Annotated in this window: 17 protein-coding genes; 8 read left to right on the forward strand and 9 right to left on the reverse strand. The window is 67.0% G+C overall.

All coding sequences use genetic code 11. From position 1 onward, the window contains the following. Positions 1-163: 163 nt before the first annotated feature. Genes fadD11 through ACFXKN_RS05395 form a run of 8 tightly spaced genes read right to left on the reverse strand, consistent with a single transcriptional unit; the run spans position 164 to position 9,269 of the window. Positions 164-1,963 carry a fatty acid--CoA ligase FadD11 gene (fadD11, locus tag ACFXKN_RS05360; RefSeq protein ID WP_378950037.1) on the reverse strand — a complete coding sequence of 600 codons (1,800 nt, stop codon included), beginning with the start codon at positions 1,961-1,963 and terminating at the stop codon, positions 164-166. A gap of 18 nt (positions 1,964-1,981) precedes the next feature. Continuing rightward, positions 1,982-2,890 carry an alpha/beta hydrolase gene (locus ACFXKN_RS05365; protein ID WP_378950040.1) on the reverse strand — a complete coding sequence of 303 codons (909 nt, stop codon included), beginning with the start codon at positions 2,888-2,890 and terminating at the stop codon, positions 1,982-1,984. Between the two features lie 20 nt (positions 2,891-2,910). Beyond that, positions 2,911-3,795, reverse strand: coding sequence for a short-chain dehydrogenase/reductase (locus tag ACFXKN_RS05370; RefSeq protein WP_378950042.1), 885 nt, complete (start codon positions 3,793-3,795; stop codon positions 2,911-2,913). Beyond that, positions 3,795-5,255, reverse strand: coding sequence for a flavin-containing monooxygenase (locus tag ACFXKN_RS05375; RefSeq protein ID WP_378950044.1), 1,461 nt, complete (start codon positions 5,253-5,255; stop codon positions 3,795-3,797). Before ACFXKN_RS05375 ends, ACFXKN_RS05370 begins: the two co-directional genes overlap by 1 nt. A gap of 5 nt (positions 5,256-5,260) precedes the next feature. Beyond that, entirely contained in the window at positions 5,261-6,760 is a 1,500-nt protein-coding gene (locus ACFXKN_RS05380; protein WP_378950046.1) for an aldehyde dehydrogenase family protein, read from the reverse strand. After that, positions 6,760-7,269, reverse strand: coding sequence for an SRPBCC family protein (locus ACFXKN_RS05385; RefSeq protein WP_378950048.1), 510 nt, complete (start codon positions 7,267-7,269; stop codon positions 6,760-6,762). The genes ACFXKN_RS05380 and ACFXKN_RS05385 overlap by 1 nt, the downstream gene beginning before the upstream one ends. Positions 7,270-7,302: 33 nt before the next feature. After that, complete coding sequence (locus ACFXKN_RS05390) at positions 7,303-8,337, reverse strand: PDR/VanB family oxidoreductase (protein ID WP_378950904.1); 1,035 nt, start codon at positions 8,335-8,337, stop codon at positions 7,303-7,305. 38 nt (positions 8,338-8,375) lie between these two features. Then, the gene (locus ACFXKN_RS05395; protein WP_378950907.1) at positions 8,376-9,269 is read right to left on the reverse strand and encodes a metal-dependent hydrolase; all 894 of its coding nucleotides are present in this window, start codon (positions 9,267-9,269) and stop codon (positions 8,376-8,378) included. Positions 9,270-9,366: 97 nt separating this feature from the next. On the opposite strand from ACFXKN_RS05395, the gene ACFXKN_RS05400 reads away from it, so the two are divergent. The 3 genes from ACFXKN_RS05400 to ACFXKN_RS05410 all read left to right on the forward strand — a co-directional run bounded on the left by ACFXKN_RS05400 (position 9,367) and on the right by ACFXKN_RS05410 (position 11,652). After that, positions 9,367-9,987 (forward strand): TetR/AcrR family transcriptional regulator, encoded by a 621-nt coding sequence (locus ACFXKN_RS05400; protein WP_378950050.1) that lies wholly within the window; start codon positions 9,367-9,369, stop codon positions 9,985-9,987. A gap of 340 nt (positions 9,988-10,327) precedes the next feature. After that, a complete protein-coding gene (locus tag ACFXKN_RS05405) occupies positions 10,328-11,071 on the forward strand; it encodes a nuclear transport factor 2 family protein (protein WP_378950052.1) in 744 nt (247 codons plus the stop codon). Next, on the forward strand, positions 11,068-11,652 hold the full coding sequence (locus ACFXKN_RS05410; protein ID WP_378950054.1) for a TetR family transcriptional regulator: 585 nt from the start codon (positions 11,068-11,070) through the stop codon (positions 11,650-11,652). Before ACFXKN_RS05405 ends, ACFXKN_RS05410 begins: the two co-directional genes overlap by 4 nt. 167 nt (positions 11,653-11,819) lie before the next feature. On the opposite strand, the gene ACFXKN_RS05415 is transcribed toward ACFXKN_RS05410, so the two are convergent. Continuing rightward, positions 11,820-13,997 carry a malate synthase G gene (locus tag ACFXKN_RS05415; protein WP_379432490.1) on the reverse strand — a complete coding sequence of 726 codons (2,178 nt, stop codon included), beginning with the start codon at positions 13,995-13,997 and terminating at the stop codon, positions 11,820-11,822. 234 nt (positions 13,998-14,231) lie between these two features. On the opposite strand from ACFXKN_RS05415, the gene ACFXKN_RS05420 reads away from it, so the two are divergent. From ACFXKN_RS05420 to ACFXKN_RS05440, 5 genes are read left to right on the forward strand one after another with little or no spacing between them, the layout of a single operon-like run. After that, the gene (locus tag ACFXKN_RS05420; protein WP_379432491.1) at positions 14,232-14,873 is read left to right on the forward strand and encodes a TetR/AcrR family transcriptional regulator; all 642 of its coding nucleotides are present in this window, start codon (positions 14,232-14,234) and stop codon (positions 14,871-14,873) included. Positions 14,874-14,875: 2 nt separating this feature from the next. Next, positions 14,876-16,165, forward strand: coding sequence for an acyl-CoA dehydrogenase family protein (locus ACFXKN_RS05425; protein ID WP_378950061.1), 1,290 nt, complete (start codon positions 14,876-14,878; stop codon positions 16,163-16,165). Between the two features lie 42 nt (positions 16,166-16,207). Continuing rightward, positions 16,208-18,352, forward strand: a complete 2,145-nt coding sequence (gene betT, locus ACFXKN_RS05430; RefSeq protein WP_379432492.1) for a choline BCCT transporter BetT — start codon at positions 16,208-16,210, stop codon at positions 18,350-18,352. 11 nt (positions 18,353-18,363) lie between these two features. Next, positions 18,364-19,878, forward strand: coding sequence for an aldehyde dehydrogenase family protein (locus ACFXKN_RS05435; RefSeq protein ID WP_379432493.1), 1,515 nt, complete (start codon positions 18,364-18,366; stop codon positions 19,876-19,878). Continuing rightward, a complete protein-coding gene (locus ACFXKN_RS05440) occupies positions 19,875-21,428 on the forward strand; it encodes a GMC family oxidoreductase (protein WP_379432494.1) in 1,554 nt (517 codons plus the stop codon). Before ACFXKN_RS05435 ends, ACFXKN_RS05440 begins: the two co-directional genes overlap by 4 nt. Positions 21,429-21,479: the final 51 nt, after the last annotated feature.

Raw genomic sequence — 21,479 nt, forward strand, 5'->3', positions numbered from 1 at the left:
ACTCGTCGGCGTGAATATACCCGGGATCGGGGGGGTGCCCGTTCGTAGGTTAACCGCGCACTCTATGGGGAGCCCGGGCCTCGCGGGTGGGGTGTCGGATTAGTTGGGGGCGGCCAAACACCCGAGGCCCCGCCACAAGGACTGCTACGTCACTGCCTACCGATCAGGCAGGTTCGATGACCTCGGCAACGGGGTCGTCCGCGTAGAGTTCGGCGATCTCGGCCGCGTACTTCTCGGCGATCACCTTCCGCTTGAGCTTCATGGTCAGCGTCACCTCGTCACCACCGGCCTCCCAGAACACCGGGAGGATCCGGAATCGCTTGACCTGCTCGACCCGTGAGAGCTTCTCGTTCCCCGCGGCCACACCCGCGGCGATCTGTTTGATCACCTCGGAGTTCACGGCCAGCGCCGCGGCCGAGGCATCGGGCAGATTGTGCTGAGCCGCATACGGTTCGGCACTCTCGGCGTCGAGGACGATCAGCGCGGTGTTGAACGGCTGCCCGTCGCCGAGAGTGGCCATGGCACCGATCAGCGGCGTCGATGCTTTGATCGCGTGCTCGATCGTGGTCGGGGACATGTTCTTGCCCGACGCGTTGATGATCAGCTCCTTCTTCCGGTCGACCACCCGGTAGTAGCCGTCCTCGTCGACGGTCACCACGTCGCCGGTGCTCAGCCAGCCGTCGGCGTCGATGGCTTCGGCGGTCTTCTCCGGCTCGCCGCGATAACCCTGCATTACCAGCGGGCCGCGGACGAAGAGCTCACCGTCGTCAGCGATGCGGGATTCCATGCCCGCCAGCAGCCGCCCGACCGTCCCGAGGCGGGTGTCGCGCGGGTGACTCACCGTACAGATGCACGACAGTTCGGACATCCCCCAGATCTCCGAGATCGGCACGCCGAGCCCGGCGAAGAACCCGAGCGTCTGCGGCGGAATCGGCGCGGCACCGGAGAGGGCGAAGCGGACGCGGTCGAAGCCGAGCTTGGCCCGCAACTTGGACAGCACCAACTCGTCGGCCTTGGCCCATTCGGCGGCGACCTCGTCGGGCACCGGCTGCCCGGCCAGCTGGTACTCGCTGCGCTTGGCAGCCACCGACAGTGCCCACTGCATGCCCTGCTTGCGGGTCTGGTCCGGTTCGTTGGCGACCACGAATTCGATGGCGGCCTTGAGCTTCTCCCACACTCGCGGCACCGCACCCCAGATGGTCGGCCGCAGGTCGGCCAGCGCGCCGGCGATCTGCTTGGGGTCCGACACCGAGGTGACCTGGATGCCGAATACCTCCTGGAGGTAGAGCGCGGTCAGCCGGTCGGCGATGTGCGCGCTCGGCATGAACGAGGTGATCGAATCGCCGAACTCGAAGCCCAGCACATCGCCGAGCCCGTAGGCCTGGAACATCAGGTTCGCGTGCGTCGTCTCGACACCCTTCGGGTTGCCGGTGGTACCCGAGGTGTAGATCAGGGTCGCCACATCGTCGGCCGTGACCGCTCGCCACGAGGCATCGAAATCGAAGTCGGGGCTGCCCGCCGCGATCATGTCCGCCACCGGAACGGTTCCTTCGACGGCGTCGTCGATGCAGACGATGTGGTCGAGCGCCACGCCGCTGTCGCGCAGCCGCTGCACGTACTGCGCCTCACAGATGACCACCCGGGCGCCGGCATTGCCCAGCACATGCGCGAGCTGGTCGGCGGCGAGAGTGTTGTAGACGGAGAACGACGTCGCGCCCACGTGTTGCGCACCCACTTCGAGTGGGTAGAACTCGATGCGATTGCTCATCATCAGCGCGACGGTGTCGCCGCGGCGGACCCCGAGTGCGGCCAGGCCGGCCGCGGTGGCACGAACACCGGCCGCGTAGTCGCGCCAGGTCATGGTCGTGGCGTCACCGGGAGTACGCAACGCGATCGCGTCGGGATCGATGGTCGCGTTGTGCTGGAATGCGGCACAGAGGGTTTCGAAACGTGGTGTCGACATGTGTGAGTCTTCCGTTGTTCAGACCGCAGCGGCGGTTTCGGAGTCGATGATCGAAGTGATGAATCGGCCCGCCGCATCGAAGGCGAAGCGCGCCTCCGGTGCCAGCGCGGGCATGACTTGGAAAACATGCATCTGATCGGGCCAGACCTGAAGTTCACAGGCGACGTTCGCGGCACGGAAACGATCGGCCAGTTCGACCGCGTCGGCGGCGAAGTACTCCGCGCTGCCGGTCTGGATCAAGGTCGGCGGCAGTCGCATTCCCCGCTCGGGGCACAGTTCGAGACGTTCACTGGTGAACTGGGCGACCGCTTTGACCGACAAGGGGAATGAGATCACGCCGTCGCGGTTCGCACCCCCGCTCTGCGCGATCTCCAGGCTGAGATCGGCTATCGGGGAGAACAGCACCAACCCAGCCGGGTTGGGCAGCCCCTGGCCCGCGTTGGTGATGGCGAAGTCGGCACTGAGGAAGCCGCCCGCCGAATCGCCGGCGAGCACGATCCGGTCCGGATCGACTCCGCGCCGGAGCAACCACCGGTAGGCCTGCGCCACATCCTGCTGGGCGCAGGGGCTCGGGTACTCGGGGGCCAGGCGGTAGTCCACGACGAACACCGGCATCCTGGCCGCCGTCGAGAGCCGAGACGCCACACCGCGATACGCCGCTGCCGACCCGGCGACGAAGCCGCCGCCGTGAACGTACAGCACGACCGCGTCGGTGCGGGTCACCTTCGGCCCGGTGACCAGCTCGCCGCGTACTGCTCCGTCATCGATGCGATCCACCACCGTTCCGGTCGGACTCGGCCCGACGACGCGCATCGCCGCATCGATCGCCAACCGGGCGAACGGCACAGTCGTGGTGTTGACGGGGATCGCGGCGGCCAGTGGACGTACCGTTCGTTGCGCGACCAGCCTGGCAGCGCGGGTACGCAACGATCCTCGTTCGGGCGCGGTCACCGGCCGACGGCCCGGTCCTCGACGCGCGCGAGCAGATCCCTGACTTTCCCACTGCCTGCGAGCTGGGCGTCGAGCACCACGTTCACCGCGCCGCGCAGCAGCGCGTACGGCTCCCATCCGCTGGGCGCGATGGTCCGGGCTGCGCGCCGCTCGATGCCGTCGGCGATGACGGTCGCGGCGTGGGCCGCGCTGATCCTGACATTCAGTGGCCAGGGCAGCATCTCGCCGAGTTCGCGGCCGATGTCGTCGTCGTCGAGCGTCGCGTGGGTCAGCCCGGTGTCGACGACGCCGAAGTACGCCACGCCGGCGCTCGCGCCTACCGCACTCAGTTCCACCCGCAGCGCGCGACCGAACTGCTCGACCGCGGCCTTGCTCATCATGTACGGCGATCCGGCCATACCCGGCGCGAACGACGCACACGACGACACGACCACCACATGCCCGTGCGCTGCGACGATGTGATCGAGCGCCGGATGCACGGTGTTGAAACAGCCGTCGAGGTTGACGGCCATCACGCGATCGAAATCGCGCGGGTCCATCGAACGCACGGTCGCCGGTGCCGGGGTGACCCCGGCATTGGCGACGACGACGTCGAGGTGACCGAAGGTGTCGACGACCCGCTGGGTGAGCGCGGCCATCGCCGCACGGTCGCGGACGTCGGCCGTAATCGCCAGCGCACGCGCACCGAGTGCTCCCGCGGCTGCCTCGGCAGCGGCTTCGTCCACATCCACGATGGCGACGAACGCGCCGCGGGCGTGGGCGATCCCGGCCAGCTCCAGTCCGATGCCCTGCCCGGCGCCGGTGATCAGCACGGTCTTGTCCCGAAGGTCATAGGAACGGCGCGAGAGCAGGCCGAGTGGGTTGAATGCTGCGATGTCCACTACGCGCTCACCTCGTACGACTCGGAATCGAACGCGCTGGTGCGCGCTCGGTACTCGAAACTCCAGCTCGGGTAGAGGCCGGCGTTGAGCCCGTCCGGTGTGGTGTAGTAGCTGTCACAACCGCCGGTGAGCCAGACCGTGTTCGCGCTACGCCGATGCATCTCCTCGATGAACTCGTCCTGCGTCTGCTGACGCACTTCCACCCGGTGAGCACCCTTGTCGCGCAAGGTCTTCAGCGCATCGACGATGTAGGCGACCTGCGATTCGATCATGAAGATCGCCGACTGGTTACCCACCGCACCGAACGGGCCGAGGGTCAGGAAGAAGTTCGGGAAGCCCGCGATGGCGGTACCGAGGTAGGTTCGGCGGTGCTTGCGCATGATCTCACCGACGGACACCGCGTCGGCGCCGACAATGCGATCGTAGGCCGAGGGTGCCGACTTGAAGCCGGTGCCGTAGATGATCGTGTCGACCGGGATCTCGACTCCGGCTCGGGTGAGGACGGAATGCGGGCGTACCTCGGCGATCCCGTCGGCCACCACCTCGACGTTGTCCTGATCGAGGGCAGGAAGGTACGCGTCGGAAAAGATCGCCCGCTTGCAACCGAGCATGTAGTCCGGCGTCAGCTTCTCGCGCAACTCGGGATCGCGCACCTGGCGCCGCAGCTGCCACCGGCCCAGCATTTCGTAGGGGTGGCGGAACCGATTGTCGACGAAACCGACCAGGCCGAACGATTCGATCGCCGCGTACCAGGCACTCCGGATCGCCTTGCCCGCGAGGGGCACCTTGCGCAGCACGAACCGCTCGACGCCGGAGGTGTGGCGATCCATCCGCGGCACGATCCACGGCGCGGAACGCTGGAACACCGTGAGCGCGGCCACCTTCGGCTGAATTTCCGGCACGAACTGCACCGCGGAGGCACCGGTGCCGATCACCGCCACCCGCTCCCCGGTGAGGTCGTGCTCGTGATCCCAGTGCAGCGAATGGAAAGCCTTGCCCTGGAAGGTGCCGAGGCCAGGAAGGTCCGGGTACTTCGCCTCGGCGAAGATGCCGGTCGCCGAGATCAGGTAATCCGCGGTGAGCTTGCCACCCGAGGTGTCGAGATGCCACCGCGAATCGGCCTCGTCCCAGCGAGCATCGAGCAGTTCGGTGTTGAGCCGGATGTGCCCGACGACATCGAACTTCGTCGCCACGTCCCGGATGTAGTCGAGGATCTCGGCTTGTTGTCCGTAGGTCCGCGACCAGTCGGGATTGGGTGCGAAGGAGTAGCTGTACAGATGCGACGGCACGTCACACGCGGAGCCCGGGTATGTGTTGGCCTGCCAGGTCCCGCCCAGGTCGGCGGCGCGCTCGAGGATCACGAGATCGTCGAATCCGTCCTCGCGCAATTTGATCGCGAGGCCGATACCGCCGAATCCGGCACCGATCACGACGATGTGACGGTGTTCGGTTGCTGTCATCTTCTTTACCGATTCCTTCCATGTAGCAGGGTGACCAGCCGATCGACGATGGCGTCAGTGGTGTCGCCGCGGGTGAACGTGGTCAGCGCCAACGGCAACGGGAATCGTTGCCGGGTGGTGGATTTGGCATAGGTGAATTCCTTCAGGCCATCGGGACCGTGCACCCGGCCGAAGCCGGAATCACCGACGCCGCCCAACGGCAGTCGCGCGATCGTGGCATGTGCGATATAGGCATTGATCGAGGTGCCGCCCGCGCGAAGGCGATCGGCGATCTGCCTGCCGTTGCGGCGGGAGAAGACCGTGCCGCCCAGGCCGTACGCGCCGGCGTTGGCACGTTCCACGGCCTCGTCCATATCCCGCACCCGCGCCACCGTGAGGGTCGGGCCGAAGGTCTCCTCGGTGACGGCCGCGGCATCCTCGGGAACATCGACCAGAATGGTCGGCTGCACGTACTGCCCCTCGATCGCGCCGGCGCCCCCCAGCAGCGCCCGCGCTCCGCGCGACAGCGCGTCCTCGATGTGGTGACGGATGATCGCGATCTGCTTGGGCATGGTGATCGGCCCGACCTTGGCCGTATCGGCTCCCGCGTGCAGATCCTGTGCGCAAGCAACGAGTTTCGTCAGGAACTCGTCGTAGACGTCGGTGTGCACGTAGACGCGCTCCACGCCGAGGCAGGTCTGGCCCGCGTTCGACATTCCGCCCCACACCGCGGCGTCGGCGGCGGCGTCCAGGTCGGCGTCGGCGTCGACGATGAGCGCGTCCTTGCCACCGAGCTCCATCAGCACCGGCGTCAAGGTCTCCGCACAGGCGGCCATGACCCGCTTGCCGGTGGCGGTGGACCCGGTGAAACCGATCTTGCCGACACCGGACCGGCACAGCGCCGCACCGGTCTCCCCCAGGCCCGTGATCACCTGGAACACCGGCTGTTCCGGAACCACCGCGGCGAGCCGCTCAGCGAGCCAGTGCCCTACCCCTGGGGTGTACTCGCTCGGCTTGAACACCACCGCGTTGCCTGCCGCGAGCGCGAAGGACACCGAGCTCAACGGGGTGAATACCGGGTAGTTCCACGGCCCGATCACCCCGACCACCCCGAACGGGCGGTACTCCAGAGTGCACTCCTGATTGACAGTCAGCAGCCCGGGCCGCACCGAGCGCGGTCCGAGTACCCGGCGCGCATTGCCCGCGGCCCACGCGAGGTGTTCGAGCGCCATGACGATCTCGAGCCGGGCGTCGGAGAGCGGCTTGCCCATCTCGTCATGGATGATCTGCGCGAGTTCGTCTCGCCCGCGGACGATCTCGCCGCGCCAGGCGTCGAGCCGTCGCGCCCGCTCGGCGAAGCCGATGCCGGCCCACCAGTCCGCCGCCGGGCGGGCGGCGGCGACCGTGGCCTCGACCTCGGCCGCGGTGTGCACCGGATAGCTGCCGACCACGGCACCGGTCGCGGGCGAGATCACCTCGAAGCTCGACTCGCGCTGCGCGGGCTGGGTTTTCGTCGGTGCCGCCATCAGCGGGACTCCTTTTGCGCGAGGTCGAGCACCCGGCGGGTGATACCCCGGGCGATCGACCCGGTGACCTGTCTATTGAGTGGTCCGCCCGCCCACAGCAGCGGCCGCAGCGCTGCGTCGCCCTCCAGCGCGAACGTCCACGTCAAGCGAGTGCCCGCACCGGTGGGTTCGACGACGATGTCCTCGGCGAAGCGGCGCAGACCTGGAATGGATGCCGCGTCGACGGTGAACGTCATCCGCTTTCCCTCGTCCCAGCGGTAGAAGCGTTCGGTCAGCGCCACCGCACCGGCAAGGGTGACGATGCGGGTGGAGCCGACACCGTGCGGCCGCGGTGAGCACCACCGCATGCCGGTGACCACGCGCGACCACGACACGAGCGCGTCATCGGCACTCAGCGCCGCCCACACCTGTTCGGGTGCCGCGGGAATGTTCACGATATGGACATACCGTCGGGATGCGTTCGCCAGGAAGGCATCGTTCGATTCGGTCAGCGGGAAGGTGCGCCCCATGGACGTCGTCCTTTCGAGGAGTGGTTGCTCTGTTCAGAGGTCGAGCACGAGTGATTCGCCCGCGGCGCGGGACACGCAGGTCAGCATCTGGCTGCTGCGCTCGGAGTCCAGGAGCTTGCGGTCGCGATGCTCTACCGCACCGGCCAGCACCGCGACCTTGCACGTACCGCAGAACCCCTGCCGGCACGAGTACACGACATCCGGGTGCACCCGGGCGATGGCCGCGAGCGCGGTTTCCTCGGCACCGACGCGCACGGTCGTCCCGGAACGCGCCAGAGTCACGTCGAATTCTTTGCCGTCGACCACCGGCAGCGCCGAGAAGCGTTCGGTGTGCAGCGATCCCGTCGGGTTGATCCGGAAGGCGTGACGCTGGGCCGCCGCCAGCACAGGTGGCGGGCCGCAGACGTACACCGACGCGCCGGGTTCGGCGCGGGTGAGCAGTTCGGCGATATCGGGCGTGCCGAACTCGTCATCGGGACGGATGTCGATCCGGCCGCCCGGCATGGCGGCCAATTCCGCCAGGAACGGCATGGTCGCGCGCGACCGCCCGAGGTAGATCAGCTGCCAGCGTGCTCCGGCCCGGGCCGCTGCCACGACCATGGGCAGGATGGGGGTGATCCCGATGCCGCCGGCCACGAAGAGGTAGGAGGGCGCGGTGATGAAGTCGAAGGCGTTGCGGGGACCACGAATACGAATCGTGTCCCCCACCGCCAGCTGCTCGTGTACCTCGACGGATCCCCCTTCGCCGTCGGCGATGCGACGCACCGCGATCCGGTACCGGCGACGGTCTTCGGGGTCACCACACAGGGAGTACTGACGCTGCTTGCCCGAGGGCAGCACGACGTCGAGGTGCGAACCCGGCCGCCAGGGCGGGAGGAGTTCACCGGCAGGCGAGGTCAAGGTCAGACCGACCACGTCCTCGGCAACGGATTGGACCTGCGCGACCATCAGCGGGATCTCGAATCCACTGTGGCGCACCGGATTCGGCTTGGAAATCAACGGCGCGGCCCGACCGGCTACGAACAGCTGCAGGTAGCCGTCGGCCAGCGCGCCCAGCGCACGCAGCATGACGGGTGGCGTGTGCGCCTGCGAACTCACCGCCGCCGTCACTGCTCGGCCGCGCGGGCCGCGGGTGAATGAGCCAGGTAGCGCAGCGCGCGATCCATCGGCCCCAGCTGGGACGGATGGAAGCCCGGCCGCAGGTACCGCGGGATCTCGCTGATGAAAATACCGAAGTTCGGCACGACGCCACGGGCGGTCGCCCGAACCAGCTGCATCGGCCAGAACGCACCCTTCCGCGGGGCGGGATCTTTGGCATACAGATAGGCCGACGACACCAGGAAGGTAGCCAACAGCGTCGCACTGGCGGCCACCGCCGTGCGCGCCTTGCGCGCATAGCTGCCGTCGACGTACATGTAGGCGTCATAGACCACGCTGCGGTGCTCGACTTCCTCGGCGCCGTGCCAGCGGATCAGATCCAGCATGGTCGGATCCATCCCGAGGTCCTCGAACTTGTCGTTCTCCAGCAACCACTGGCCGATGACCGCGGTGTAGTGCTCCATCCCGGCGAACAGCGCCAGGCGCTCCTTGAGCCATTCCTCCTTCGCCCGACCGGTCAGGCCGTGGTCACCGAGGATGCGATCGACGAACCAGGCGAAGGTCTTGACCATCGCCTCGACATCGAGGCCGATCGACTGCAGATGATCGCGCGCACCGGCGTGACTGCTGGCGTGCATCGTCTCCTGACCGACGAAACCCTGCACCTCCTCGCGCAGCCGCCGGTCATCGATGTAGGGCAGCGACTCGGCCAGCGCTTGCGCCATCGCGCGCTCGCCTTCCGGCAGCACCAGGTGCATGACATTGATGACATGGGTCGCGAAGACCTCGCCCGGGATGTAGTGCATCGGCACATCACCGAAGTCGAAGTGCACGTCCCGCGCGTTGATCGCGTGCGCTTCCTCGCGGTGATGACGCCTCGTTGCGTCAACTGCATGAGCCATGTCACAACGATACGATGCAACATATTCAATTGCAATGTTGCGGCAACAAAAAGCGTCGCTCTGTTGCATCAACCGCCTGGTTGCTACCGTTGACGGCATGACCACGGCCCACGTGACCTCGACAAGTGCTCCCGAATCCGACGATTCCGACTCCGTGGAGTCCCGCATCCTCGACGCGGCACTGGTCCAGTTCGGGCACGTCGGGGTCAAGAAGACGACGATCGAGGACATCGCCCGCCAGGCCAGGGTCGACCGGGCCACGGTCTATCGGCGGATCGGGTCGCGCGACGACGTGGTCGGCGCCGTCTTCGCCCGCGAGGTCACGCGCGTGCTGACGGACCTGACCAGCCTGCCGAAACAGCATGACAACCTCGACGACCTGGTAGCCGACATCCTGGTGACCGTCGTCCGCCGCTGGCGCGAACACCCGCTGGTCAACCGCCTGCTGCTGCTCGAACCCGAACGAGTGCTACCCCGCCTCACCAACGACAGCGCTACCACCATCGCGTTGTCGATCGCGACCACCGAATCCATCCTGCTCGAGGCGATCGCCGCCGGACAGCTCGTCGAACCCCCGAACCTCAGCGCTCGCACGGAAGTCCTCTGCCGGGTGGTGCACTCGATGATTCTGGCGCCGTCCGGCGTGCTTCCACTGAGCACCGACCAAGAACTCCGCGACTTCGCCCGAACGCACCTCGTGCCGATCATCACACACTGACCGCTACGGCGATGCCCCCGGAATTCCGGCACTCAGGTGCCCGGTGCCGCGCGAAGCCGAGGTTCCGGCCCGCCACCGTGGAGGCCAACTACAAGGCGCCAACGCTGGAGAAGATCGAGTACGACTCGCCCTGCGTAATGCCCTGATACGCAATTGCTCTCGGCCCCCGCACCGAAGTTCGGTGCGGGGGCCGAGTCGTCTCCGGGCCCGCCTGGGTCGAGGACGCCCGCTGAGGTCAGTGAGTCGTTCCAGAAGGTAGCGCCCGAAACCACGCGCTCCCCCACGCGCTGAGATACTCTGAGACCAATCTACTCTCTTGGTATCAACCGAAGGATTGCCGATGTTCGACTTCGACCTCGTTCTTCAGGAATTGGACAAGCCCCGATTGCGGCAGCCGCTACCGGAGTTCCTGCCGTCGAATCGTGGTGCGCGCACCCGCGTCGTCCCCGAAGACGAACTGAGCCGGATGCACCGCAACTGGTTCATCGAGCTCGAACGCCGCATCGAGTTCCTCGCCGGTCACGGCATCGACGTCGCGTGGCTCTACGAATGGGCGGCGAAGTACACGTGGAGTTGGCTGACCCAGGACATGAGCCGCAACCACGAGATCTACACCCACGATCTGCGGTATGTGGATCCGACGACGTTCGGGCGGACGATGGTCGGTCTCGACGAGTTCGTCGAATACAACATGTCGTTCTTCGATGCGATCTCGAACTGGCGATACGACCCGTTCCCCGATCAGATGTACATCGACGTCACGCCCGACGGCGAAACCCGCCTGGTCGTCCGGTACATGGGCAGCGGCTTCTTCGACGGCACGCTGCGGCTCTATCCCTACGACGACACGGCGCCGGCGTTGCAAGGTATGGGCACCTTCGTGCAGGCGTGCGCGGTCGACCGCTATCATTTCACCCCTGACGGCCTGATGTATTTCGGCGAAACACTGTGGGACTTCATGGATATGGCACAGACAGCGGGCATCGCGCCCCGCGACGACAGTTGGCAGTTCAAGGCGATCATGCAAGCCGCGCGGCTCCCCGGCCTGGCCCAGCGGTTGCGGGGCCGGGTCCCGAAGCTATGACGGCACCGGCCGACCCGTACGTCGACCGCATCCTCGACGCCGCCTTCGCGCTGTTGACACGCCACGGGCTACGGCGGACGACGATCGCCGACGTCGTCCGCGAGTCCGGGGTGTCGAAAGCGACCGTGTTCCGGCGGTTTCCAGGTCGGGCAGAACTGTTCGACACCCTGATGGCCCGCGAGGTCGCGCGCTTCCTCAGCGACCTCGCGGTACGGCTCGACGCCGTCGACGATCCGGTCGACCGGCTGGTGGAGACCTTCGTCCGGTTCTGCGAGGTCGCTCCACACAACGTCGTGCTGCGGCGTCTCGTCGAAACGGATCCCGAGACCGTCCTGCCGCAACTGACGACGCAGGCCGAGCCGATTCTCGCCTTCGGTCGAGCGTTCATGGTCGGTGAATTGAAGAAGCTGACCGAGGCCGGTTACCGCCTGACGGCCTCGCCGGAGGTCTGCACCGATCTGATCACCCGGCTATCGCACTCGTACATCTTGCTGCCACCGACGTTGCCGGATTTCGCAGATCTGGAACAGATCAGAGACCTCTTCCGTGCCACCGTCGTTCGGATGATCGTCGCAGACTGACCGGCACACAGGCACCCCATCGGGAGTATCCGCCCACCCGTGAACCCCGCGGTTCCCTGACGAGCCGGTATCCACGGTGATCTCCGGGGACGGCAGAGGCCCCGCCTCGGATGTCTCCGACGCGGGGCCTCCAACGAAAAGAGCTGCTACGAGCTACTTTTCAAGCACTACTTCTGCGCGGCCTTGAACTCGCGGCGGCGGCGGTGCAGGATCGGCTCGGTGTAGCCGTTGGGCTGCGTGGTGCCTTCCAGGACCAGTTCCTTGGCGGCCTGGAACGCGATGTTGTCGTCGAAGTTCGGGGCCAGCGGGCGGTAGGTCTTGTCGTTCGCGTTCTGGCGGTCGACGACCGGGGCCATCCGCTCGAGGCTGGCGATCACGTCGGCTTCGGAGACGATGCCGTGGCGCAGCCAGTTGGCGACCAGCTGGCTCGAGATGCGCAGGGTGGCACGGTCTTCCATCAGGCCGATGTCGTTGATGTCGGGCACCTTGGAGCAGCCGACACCGTGATCGATCCAGCGGACCACGTAGCCCAGGATGCCCTGGGAGTTGTTGTCCAGCTCCTGACGCTTCTCCTCCTCGGTCCAGTCGGTGGACTGAGCCAGGGGGATCTCGAGGATCTGGTCCACGGTGGCACGCGGGCCGCCCTTGGCGATCTGCGACTGCTGCTTGAACACGTCCACCAGGTGGTAGTGGGTGGCGTGCAGGGTCGCGGCGGTCGGCGAGGGCACCCAGGCGGTGTTGGCGCCGGACTTCGGGTGCACGATCTTCTGCTCGAGCATGCCTGCCATCAGGTCGGGCATGGCCCACATGCCCTTGCCGATCTGCGCCTTGCCGGGCAGACCCTTGGCCAGGCCGGTGTCGACGTTCCAGTCCTCGTAGGAGGTGATCCAGGTCTGGGCCTTCATCTCGGCCTTGCGGACCATCGGCCCGGCCTCCATGGAGGTGTGGATCTCGTCGCCGGTGCGGTCGAGGAAGCCGGTGTTGATGAACACCACGCGGTCCTTGGCGGCCTCGATCGAGCCGGCGAGGTTGACCGTGGTGCGGCGTTCCTCGTCCATGATGCCGACCTTGAGGGTGTTGCGGGTCAGGCCGAGGACGTCCTCGATCCGGCCGAACAGCTCGTTGGTGAACGCGGCCTCGTCGGGGCCGTGCATCTTCGGCTTCACGATGTAGACCGAGCCGGTGCGGGTGTTGGCGCGCGAGGCGGTGCCGTTGAGCGAGTGCACGGCGATCAGCGAGGTGATCAGGCCGTCGAGGATGCCCTCGGGCACCTCGTTGCCGTGGGCGTCGATGATCGCGTCGGAGGTCATCAGGTGGCCCACGTTGCGCACGAACAGCAGCGAACGACCGTGCAGCACCAGCTCGGAGCCGTCGAGCGCGGTGAACACGCGGTCGGGGTTCATGGTGCGGGTGAAGGTCTTGCCGCCCTTGGAGACTTCCTCGGCCAGGTCGCCCTTCATCAGGCCGAGCCAGTTGCGGTAACAGACGACCTTGTCGTCGGCGTCGACCGCGGCGACCGAGTCCTCGAAGTCCATGATCGTGGTGAGCGCGGACTCCAGGACGATGTCCTTGACACCGGCGGTGTCGGTGGAGCCGATCGGCGAGGTGGCGTCGACCTGGATCTCGATGTGCAGACCGTTGTGCTTGAGCAGGATCGAGGTCGGGGCCTCGGGGTCACCGAGGTAGCCCAGCAGCTGCGACGGGTCGGCCAGGCCGATGTCGGTGCCGTCTTCCAGGCCGATCTCGAGCTCGCCGTCGACGATCTTGTAGTAGGCCGAACCGAGGTGCGAGCCGGTGATCAGGGTCACGGCGTCGTCGAGGAAGTTACGGCCCCACTCGATGACCTTGTCGCCGCGCACGCGGTTGTAGCCGCTGCCCTTCTCGGCGCCGTTGGCCTCGGGGATGGCGTCGGTGCCGTAGAGCGCGTCGTAGAGCGAACCCCAGCGCGCGTTGGCGGCGTTGATCGCGAAGCGCGCGTTCATCACCGGCACCACGAGCTGCGGGCCCGCGGTGGTGGCGATCTCGGCGTCGACGTTGCCGGTGCCGATCTGGAACGGCGCCGGCTCGGGCCGCAGGTAACCGATCTCGGTCAGGAACTGCTTGTAGGCGGCCTTGTCGTAGCCGGTGCCCTGGTTCTCGCCGTGCCAAGCATCGAGCTTGCCCTGGAACTCGTCGCGCTCAGCGAGCAGAGCGCGGTTACGCGGGGCGAGGTCGTTGATGATCTGCTCGGCACCGGCCCAGAACGCGGCGGAATCTACGCCGGTACCGGGGAGCGCCTCGTTCTCGATGAAATCGTGGAGAACGCTCGCCACCTGGAGCCCGCCGACCTGAATCCGCTCTGTCATCTGATGCCTCACTTTGGTGAAAACCGGGTGGGAATAGTCGATGTCATGTTACCCGTGGGTAGCGGTGACACCTCGCGTGGGTTCGAACGCCCTGCGGGCTCCGTCCATTCCGCCACGCCGAGCCGCCGAGGTCGACGACATGGGCGCGGCGGATCGCCCCTTGATTGTAGGTGCGCGGACAATTAATGTACTGATCGGAACATTAAGTCGCGAGGCGGACCGAACGGAGGCGCCGTGACAACCGAACCGTCATCCCCTGTGCGTCGTCGCGGCCGTCCCCGCGCCACCGAGCGCGCGGACACGCGTGAGCGGATCCACCACGCGGCGCTCGAGCTGTTCGCCGAACGCGGTTTCCACGCCACCGGCGTCGCCGAGATCGGCGCGAGAGCCGACGTCCAGCGGGGTGCGCTGTACTACCACATCGGGTCGAAGGAAGACCTGCTGTGGGCGATCCTGCGCGACTACACCCGGCTGCTGCTCGCCGATGCCGAACGCATCGTCGAGGTCGACGCCGACCCCGTCGAGACCCTGCGCCGGCTGATTCGCAGCCATGTCGAACTGATCGTCACGCATCGGCGCGCGGTGGCCGTGCACCTGCGTGATGCCGGCGCACTGACCCACGAACACGCGGTCGTCCTGCAGCAGCTACGCGATCGGCTGCAGCATCACTGGCAAGACGTCATCGACGCGGGCCACGCGGCCGGGCAACTGCGCACCGCCGACCACATCGTCACCAACGGCATGCTCGGCATGCTCAATTCCCTCGGCTACTGGTACCGCGAGCGCGGCACCCACTCCCCCGCCGAGATCGCCGACATCCTCACCGACACCGTCCTGTCCGGGCTCCGCGCCACGGGCGACACCACGAAAGGCTGACCATGGCTTGGGATTTCGAGACCGATCCGGACTACCAGCGCAAGCTCGACTGGGTGGCGGAGTTCGTCCGCACCGAGGTCGAACCCCTGGATCTGCTCTACCCCAATCCCTATGACCGGACCGACCCCGAGATCCGGGCGCTGATGCGGCCACTGCAACAGCAGGTCAAGGATCAGGGCCTGTGGGCCTGCCATCTCGGCCCCGAACTCGGCGGTCCCGGTTTCGGCCAGCTGAAGCTGGCGCTGCTCAACGAAGTGCTCGGCACCTCGATGTGGGCGCCGCTCGTCTTCGGTTGTCAGGCACCGGATTCCGGCAACGCTGAGATTCTGGCGCACTTCGGCACCGAGGAACAGAAGGCGAAATACCTGCAGCCGTTGCTCGACGGCGAGATCGGCTCCTGCTACGCGATGACCGAACCCACCGGCGGCTCGGATCCGACCGCGTTCCGCACCACCGCGGTGCGCGACGGTGACGAGTGGGTGATCAACGGCGAGAAATGGTTCAACTCCGCCGCCGAGTTCGCCACCTTCCACATCGTGATGGTGGTGACCGACGCCGAAGCCGAACCGCACCAGCGGTTGTCGATGTTCATCGTGCCCGCCGATGCGCCGGGCCTGGAACTGGTGCGCAACTTCACCGTGCCCGGGTTCAGCGAACACGAAGCGCACCTGCGATTCACCGATGTCCGGGTGCCCGCCGATCATCTGCTCGGCGCGGAAGGCGCGGGGTTCATCGTCGCGCAGACCCGTCTCGGCGGCGGCCGGGTGCACCACGCGATGCGCACGGTCGCGCTGGTACGTAAAGCCTTCGACATGATGTGCGAGCGCGCGGTGTCGCGCCCGGCCCGCAAGGGTGTAGTCGGCGGCTTCCAGATGACCCAGGAACGCATCGCCGACAGCTGGATCCAGATGGAGCAGTTCCGCCTGCTGGTCCTGCGCACCGCCTGGCGGATCGACCAGGCCGCGGACTACCGCGCCGTCCGCAAGGACATCGCCGCCATCAAGATCGCCATGCCGACCGTCATGAACGACATCGCCCGCCGCGCACTGCATCTGCACGGCGCGATGGGCGTGAGCACCGACCTCCCCTTCCTCGACATGACCACCTACGCCGAGGTCATGGCCATCGCCGACGGCCCGACCGAGGTCCACAAGATCACCCTCGCCAAGGAAGTGCTCAAGAACTACGCGCCGGGGGATCCGGTGTATCCGAGTGGCTACCGGCCCGCCCTGCGCGAACAAGCCCGCGATCTGGTGGCGCGCAGGCTGGAACACGAGGTCGGCAACCACTGAAGGTCCCCGATCCGCGGGTGAGCACGAACTAACCTGCCTCGCATGGGCGGTGTCAGCAAACCCGGGGACAACGGCACTGAACCAACACCTACCGAGACCGCGCACGACGTGGTCCCGGTACACCCCGTTGCCGACCGGCGCTCGGTCAACAAGCCGGTGTTCCTGCTGGCGGCCGGCGCCGTGCTCGCCTTCGGGATCTGGGCGCTGGCCGCACCGGCGAGCGCCGAGACCGTCGTCGGCGAGGTCAAGACCTTCATCTCCACCTGGTTCGGCTGGTGGTACTTCGCGCTCGCCACCGCCATTCTCGGCCTCGTCGTCTTCCTCGGCGCCAGCCGGTACGGCAACTACCGGCTGGGGCCGGAGGAATCACGGCCGGAGTACAGCCTGTTCTCCTGGACATCGATGCTGTTCGCAGCGGGGATCGGCATCGACTTGATGTTCTTCTCGGTCGCCGAGCCCGTCTACAACTACCTGCACCCTCCGCTCGGCCCGCCCGAAACCAACGAGACCGCCCGCGACGCGGTCGCCTGGACGATCTTCCACTACGGCATCACCGGCTGGGCGATGTACGCGCTGATGGGTGGCGCGCTGGCCTACTTCGCCTTCCGGCACAATCTGCCGCTGACGATCCGTGCCGCGCTCTATCCGATCTTCGGCAAGCGGGTACACGGCCGCTGGGGCGACGCGATCGATGTAGCCGCGGTACTCGGCACCATCTTCGGCATCGCCACTTCGCTGGGCATCGGCATCGTCCAGCTCAACTACGGCCTGCACGAACTGTTCGGCATCTCCCAGGGCAAGGCCGCCCAGATCGGGCTGATCGCCCTGTCGGTCGCCATCACCACGATCTCGGCCACCACCGGCGTCGACAAGGGCATCCGGCGATTGTCGGAGCTCAATGTCATCATGGCGATTGCCCTGCTGGTCTACATCCTGGTGGCGGGCAACACGGACTTCCTGCTCAACGGCCTGGCGCAGAACGCGGGCGACTATCTCTCGACCCTGCCCGGCCGGACTCTCGACACCTTCGCGTGGGAACGCAATCCGGAGACGGCGAACGCGCCGTCGAGCTGGCTGGACAGCTGGACGCTGTTCTTCTGGGCGTGGTGGGTCGCGTGGGCACCGTTCGTCGGCCTGTTCCTCGCGCGCATCTCACGCGGACGCACGCTGCGCCAGTTCATCTTCGGTGTCCTCGTCGTGCCGTTCAGCTTCACCCTGCTGTGGATCTCGGTCTTCGGCAACAGCGCGCTCGAGGTCGCCAGAGACGACAAGACCTTTGCCGAGCAGACCGCGGCCAGAGCCGAACTCGGCTTCTACTCCCTGCTCGAGCAGTATCCCGGCGCGACCCTGCTGCTCGGGATCGCGACCATCACCGGGCTGCTCTTCTACGTGACGAGCGCCGACTCTGGATCGCTGGTCATGGGCAATTTCACCTCGAAACTGCCTGACCCGATGGCTGATTGCGCGCGCAGCACCCGCATCTTCTGGTCAGCCGCGATCGGTCTGCTGACTCTGTCGATGTTGTTCGCCGGTGCGGGCGGATCCATCAAGACCCTGCAGAACGCCACCATCATCATGGGGTTGCCCTTCTCGTTCGTGCTGGCGCTGATCGGCATCGCGATGCTGCGCGCCGTGCGCAACGAGTCCTACAAGCTCGACAGCTACCGCACCTCCCTGCCCAAGGCCTTCGCGTCCGGCCGTGGCCCGGCCGAACCGAGCAGTTGGCGACGCAGGCTGCTGGCGACCATCCACTATCCGGGGGCAGCGGCGAGCCGCAAGCTCATCACCGGCACCGTCGTTCCAGCGATGCACGATGTCGCGGCGGAATTCGACCGGATGGGCATGACGGCGACCATCGACGATTCCCAGGCCGGCGAGGGGCTGCCGTCGCCACGCCTGGTGGTCGATCAGGCCAACGAACCCCGGTTCGAATACGGCGTGTGGCCGGTGTCCGCACCGACCCCGACCTATGCCGTGCTCGCGCAGCGGTCCGGCGATCGGTACTTCCGCTGCGAGGTCTACCTGGCCGAGGGATCGCAGGGCTACTCACTCAACGGCTACAGCCGCGAACAGGTCATCGGCGACATTCTCGACCAGTACGAACGCCACCTCGGCTATCTGCACCTGCGCCGGACGGCGACAGATCACCACGAGCCCGAAGCCGGCGACACCGAGAGCGATCTGTGAAGGGATCCATCATGAGCGACACCCTCTATATCGACGGCTCCTGGCGACCGTCTGTTTCCGGGAATACTCGCGATATCCGTTGTCCGGCAGACAATTCCCTTGTCGGCGTCGTCGCCGAGGCAGACCGAGACGACACCGTAGCCGCGATCGCCGCGGCCCGCCGAGCCTTCGACGACGGGCCGTGGCCCCGAACCAGCGCCGCCGAACGGGGTGACCTGCTACTGCGCGTCGCCGACGCGATCGACGCCAGGCGAGCCGAGTTCGCACGCGCGGAAACCCTCGACACCGGCAAGCGACCCTACGAGTCCGACATCGACATGTCCGACATCGCCCACTGCTTCCGGTATTTCGGCAAGCTCGCCGCCGACGACGCCGGCCGTGTCGTCGACGCGGGCTCCCCCGACATCGACTCCCGCATCGTCTATGAACCGGTCGGCGTCTGCGGGTTGATCACGCCGTGGAACTACCCGCTGTTGCAGGCGGCCTGGAAAGTCGCCCCGGCGTTGGCGGCAGGCAATACCTTCGTGCTCAAACCGGCCGAGCTGACCCCCCACACCGCGATTCTGCTGATGTCGGTGCTCGACGACCTCGGTGTGCCTCCCGGAGTGTGCAATCTGGTGCTCGGAGCGGGCGCCACCGCGGGTGCGCCGCTGTCGGAGCATCCCGATGTCGACCTGGTCTCGTTCACCGGCGGGCTGGCCACCGGCAAGATCATCGCTCGTGAGGCGGCCGCCACGGTCAAGAAAGTGGCACTCGAACTGGGTGGCAAGAACCCGAATGTCGTGTTCGCCGACGCCTGCGACACCGACGACCGGCTGGCCGCGAGCGTGGACAACGCACTGAACGCGGCGTTCCTGCACTCCGGCCAGGTGTGTTCGGCGGGTGCGCGCCTGGTGATCGAGGAATCGGCACACGACCGTTTCGTCGACGAGTTGGTGCGCCGTGCCGAGCAGATCCGGCTCGGGTTGCCCTTCGCCGAGGGCACCGAGGCCGGGCCGCTGATCTCGGCGGCCCATCGCGACAAGGTGAACGCCTATGTCGAACAGGCCCGCGCCGAGGGTGCCGTCATCCGCACCGGTGGTGCGTTCGCCACCGGCGACGAGGGCTCCGGGAATCTCGACAACGGCTGGTTCTACCTGCCGACGGTCATCGACGGCGCCACCCGCGCGATGGCGTGTGTGCACGACGAAGCGTTCGGGCCCACTGTCACCGTGGAGACCTTCACCACCGAGGACGAGGCCGTCACCATCGCCAACGACACCGAGTACGGTCTCGCGGGCGCGGTGTGGTCCGGTGACGCCGCACGCGCGCGCCGCGTCGCCGCCCGGCTGCGCCACGGCACGGTGTGGGTCAACGACTTCGGGCCGTATCTGCCGCAGGCCGAGTGGGGTGGTTTCGGCCGATCGGGCGTCGGCCGCGAGCTCGGGCCCTCCGGGCTGCACGAGTATCGCGAAGCCAAGCACGTCTATGAGAATCTCCGGCCGGGTGTCACCGGCTGGTTCGCCGACCGGGAGGAACAACGGTGAGCGCATACGACTACGTGATCGTCGGCGGGGGCTCCGCGGGCGCGGCCGTCGCCGCCCGGTTGTCGGAGGATCCGTCGGTGACGGTCTGCCTGCTCGAGGCGGGACCGTCCGATGTCGACGACCCGGCGATCCTGCGGCTCGACCGCTGGATGGAACTCCTCGAATCGGGCTACGACTGGGATTACCCCATCGAGCCGCAGGAGAACGGCAATTCGTTGATGCGCCACGCCCGTGCCAAGGTGCTCGGCGGCTGCTCCTCGCACAACAGCTGCATCGCGTTCTGGGCGCCGCGCGAGGATCTGGACTCCTGGGAACGCGACCACGGCGCCACCGGCTGGGGCGCCGATTCGGTGTATCGGCTGTATTCGCGGATCGAGACCAACGACGGCCCCGGCGAGCACCACGGCCGCCGGGGTCCGGTGCACATCATGACGGTGCCGCCGAACGATCCGTGCGGTGTGGCCGTGCTCGACGCCTGCGAGGCCGTCGGCATCCCTCGCGCCGAGTTCAATGCCGGAAACACAGTTATCAACGGCGCCAACTTCTTTCAGATCAACAGCCTTCCGGACGGCACGCGCTCGTCGTCGTCGGTCAGCTATCTGCACCCTAATCTGGACCGGTCCGGCCTCACCATCCGCACCGGCGCGTGGGTGAAGAAGATCGTGATCGACGGTGGACGCGCCGTCGGGGTCGACCTGACCGACAACGCGTTCGGGCGCACCACCCGGATCACCGCGCACCGCGAGGTGATCGTGAGCGCCGGTGCCATCGACTCACCGAAGCTGCTCATGCTTTCCGGCATCGGCCCCGCGGATCACTTGCGCGAGAACGGAATCGAGATCATCACCGACTCGCCCGGGGTCGGCGCGCATCTGCAAGACCACCCGGAGGGGGTGATCGGTTTCGAGACAACGCGGCCGATGGTGCGCCACTCCACGCAGTGGTGGGAAGCAGGCATCTTCACCACGACCGTCGACGAACTCGACCGGCCGGACCTGATGATGCACTACGGCAGTGTGCCGTTCGACATGCATACGCTGCGGCAGGGATACCCGACCGCCGAGAACACCTTCTGCCTTACCCCCAACGTCACCCACGCTCGTTCCCGCGGCACCGTGCGGCTGCGTTCGCGCGACTTTCGCGACAAGCCGCGCGTCGACCCGCGCTACTTCACCGACCCCGAGGGCCACGACCTGCGGGTGATGATCGCCGGCCTGCGTAAGGCGCGCGAGATCGCCGCGGCGGCACCGCTGTCGGACTGGGTGAAGCGCGAGTTGTATCCGGGGCCGCAAGTACAGACCGATGCCGAACTGGCCGACTACATCCGCCGGACCCACAACACCGTCTACCACCCGGTGGGCACGGTCCGCATGGGCGCGGTCGACGACCCGATGAGCCCGCTCGACCCGCGGCTGCGGGTCAAGGGCGTCGACGGTCTGCGAGTCGCCGACGCCTCGGTGTTCCCCGCGCACACCACGGTGAACCCGAACATCACCGTCATGCTGGTCGGTGAACGCTGCGCCGAACTCGTCGCCGCCGACCGAGAATAAATCAGCCGACCCCTGTCCGCGCAGAAGCTCGCCACCTCGTCGCCTACCGAT

This window comes from Nocardia sp. NPDC059195 (assembly GCF_042754695.1).
GTDB lineage: Bacteria > Actinomycetota > Actinomycetes > Mycobacteriales > Mycobacteriaceae > Nocardia.

Excerpts from the sequence above, each read along its gene's own strand:
- fadD11 (WP_378950037.1), bottom strand. The coding sequence starts at position 1,963 with ATGTCGACACCACGTTTCGAAACCCTCTGTGCCGCATTCCAGCACAAC.
- ACFXKN_RS05375 (WP_378950044.1), bottom strand. The coding sequence starts at position 5,255 with ATGACAGCAACCGAACACCGTCACATCGTCGTGATCGGTGCCGGATTC.
- ACFXKN_RS05380 (WP_378950046.1), bottom strand. The coding sequence starts at position 6,760 with ATGGCGGCACCGACGAAAACCCAGCCCGCGCAGCGCGAGTCGAGCTTC.
- ACFXKN_RS05385 (WP_378950048.1), bottom strand. The coding sequence starts at position 7,269 with ATGGGGCGCACCTTCCCGCTGACCGAATCGAACGATGCCTTCCTGGCG.
- ACFXKN_RS05390 (WP_378950904.1), bottom strand. The coding sequence starts at position 8,337 with ATGCTGCGTGCGCTGGGCGCGCTGGCCGACGGCTACCTGCAGCTGTTC.
- ACFXKN_RS05395 (WP_378950907.1), bottom strand. The coding sequence starts at position 9,269 with ATGGCTCATGCAGTTGACGCAACGAGGCGTCATCACCGCGAGGAAGCG.
- ACFXKN_RS05400 (WP_378950050.1), top strand. The coding sequence starts at position 9,367 with ATGACCACGGCCCACGTGACCTCGACAAGTGCTCCCGAATCCGACGAT.
- ACFXKN_RS05405 (WP_378950052.1), top strand. The coding sequence starts at position 10,328 with ATGTTCGACTTCGACCTCGTTCTTCAGGAATTGGACAAGCCCCGATTG.
- ACFXKN_RS05410 (WP_378950054.1), top strand. The coding sequence starts at position 11,068 with ATGACGGCACCGGCCGACCCGTACGTCGACCGCATCCTCGACGCCGCC.
- ACFXKN_RS05415 (WP_379432490.1), bottom strand. The coding sequence starts at position 13,997 with ATGACAGAGCGGATTCAGGTCGGCGGGCTCCAGGTGGCGAGCGTTCTC.
- ACFXKN_RS05425 (WP_378950061.1), top strand. The coding sequence starts at position 14,876 with ATGGCTTGGGATTTCGAGACCGATCCGGACTACCAGCGCAAGCTCGAC.
- betT (WP_379432492.1), top strand. The coding sequence starts at position 16,208 with ATGGGCGGTGTCAGCAAACCCGGGGACAACGGCACTGAACCAACACCT.
- ACFXKN_RS05435 (WP_379432493.1), top strand. The coding sequence starts at position 18,364 with ATGAGCGACACCCTCTATATCGACGGCTCCTGGCGACCGTCTGTTTCC.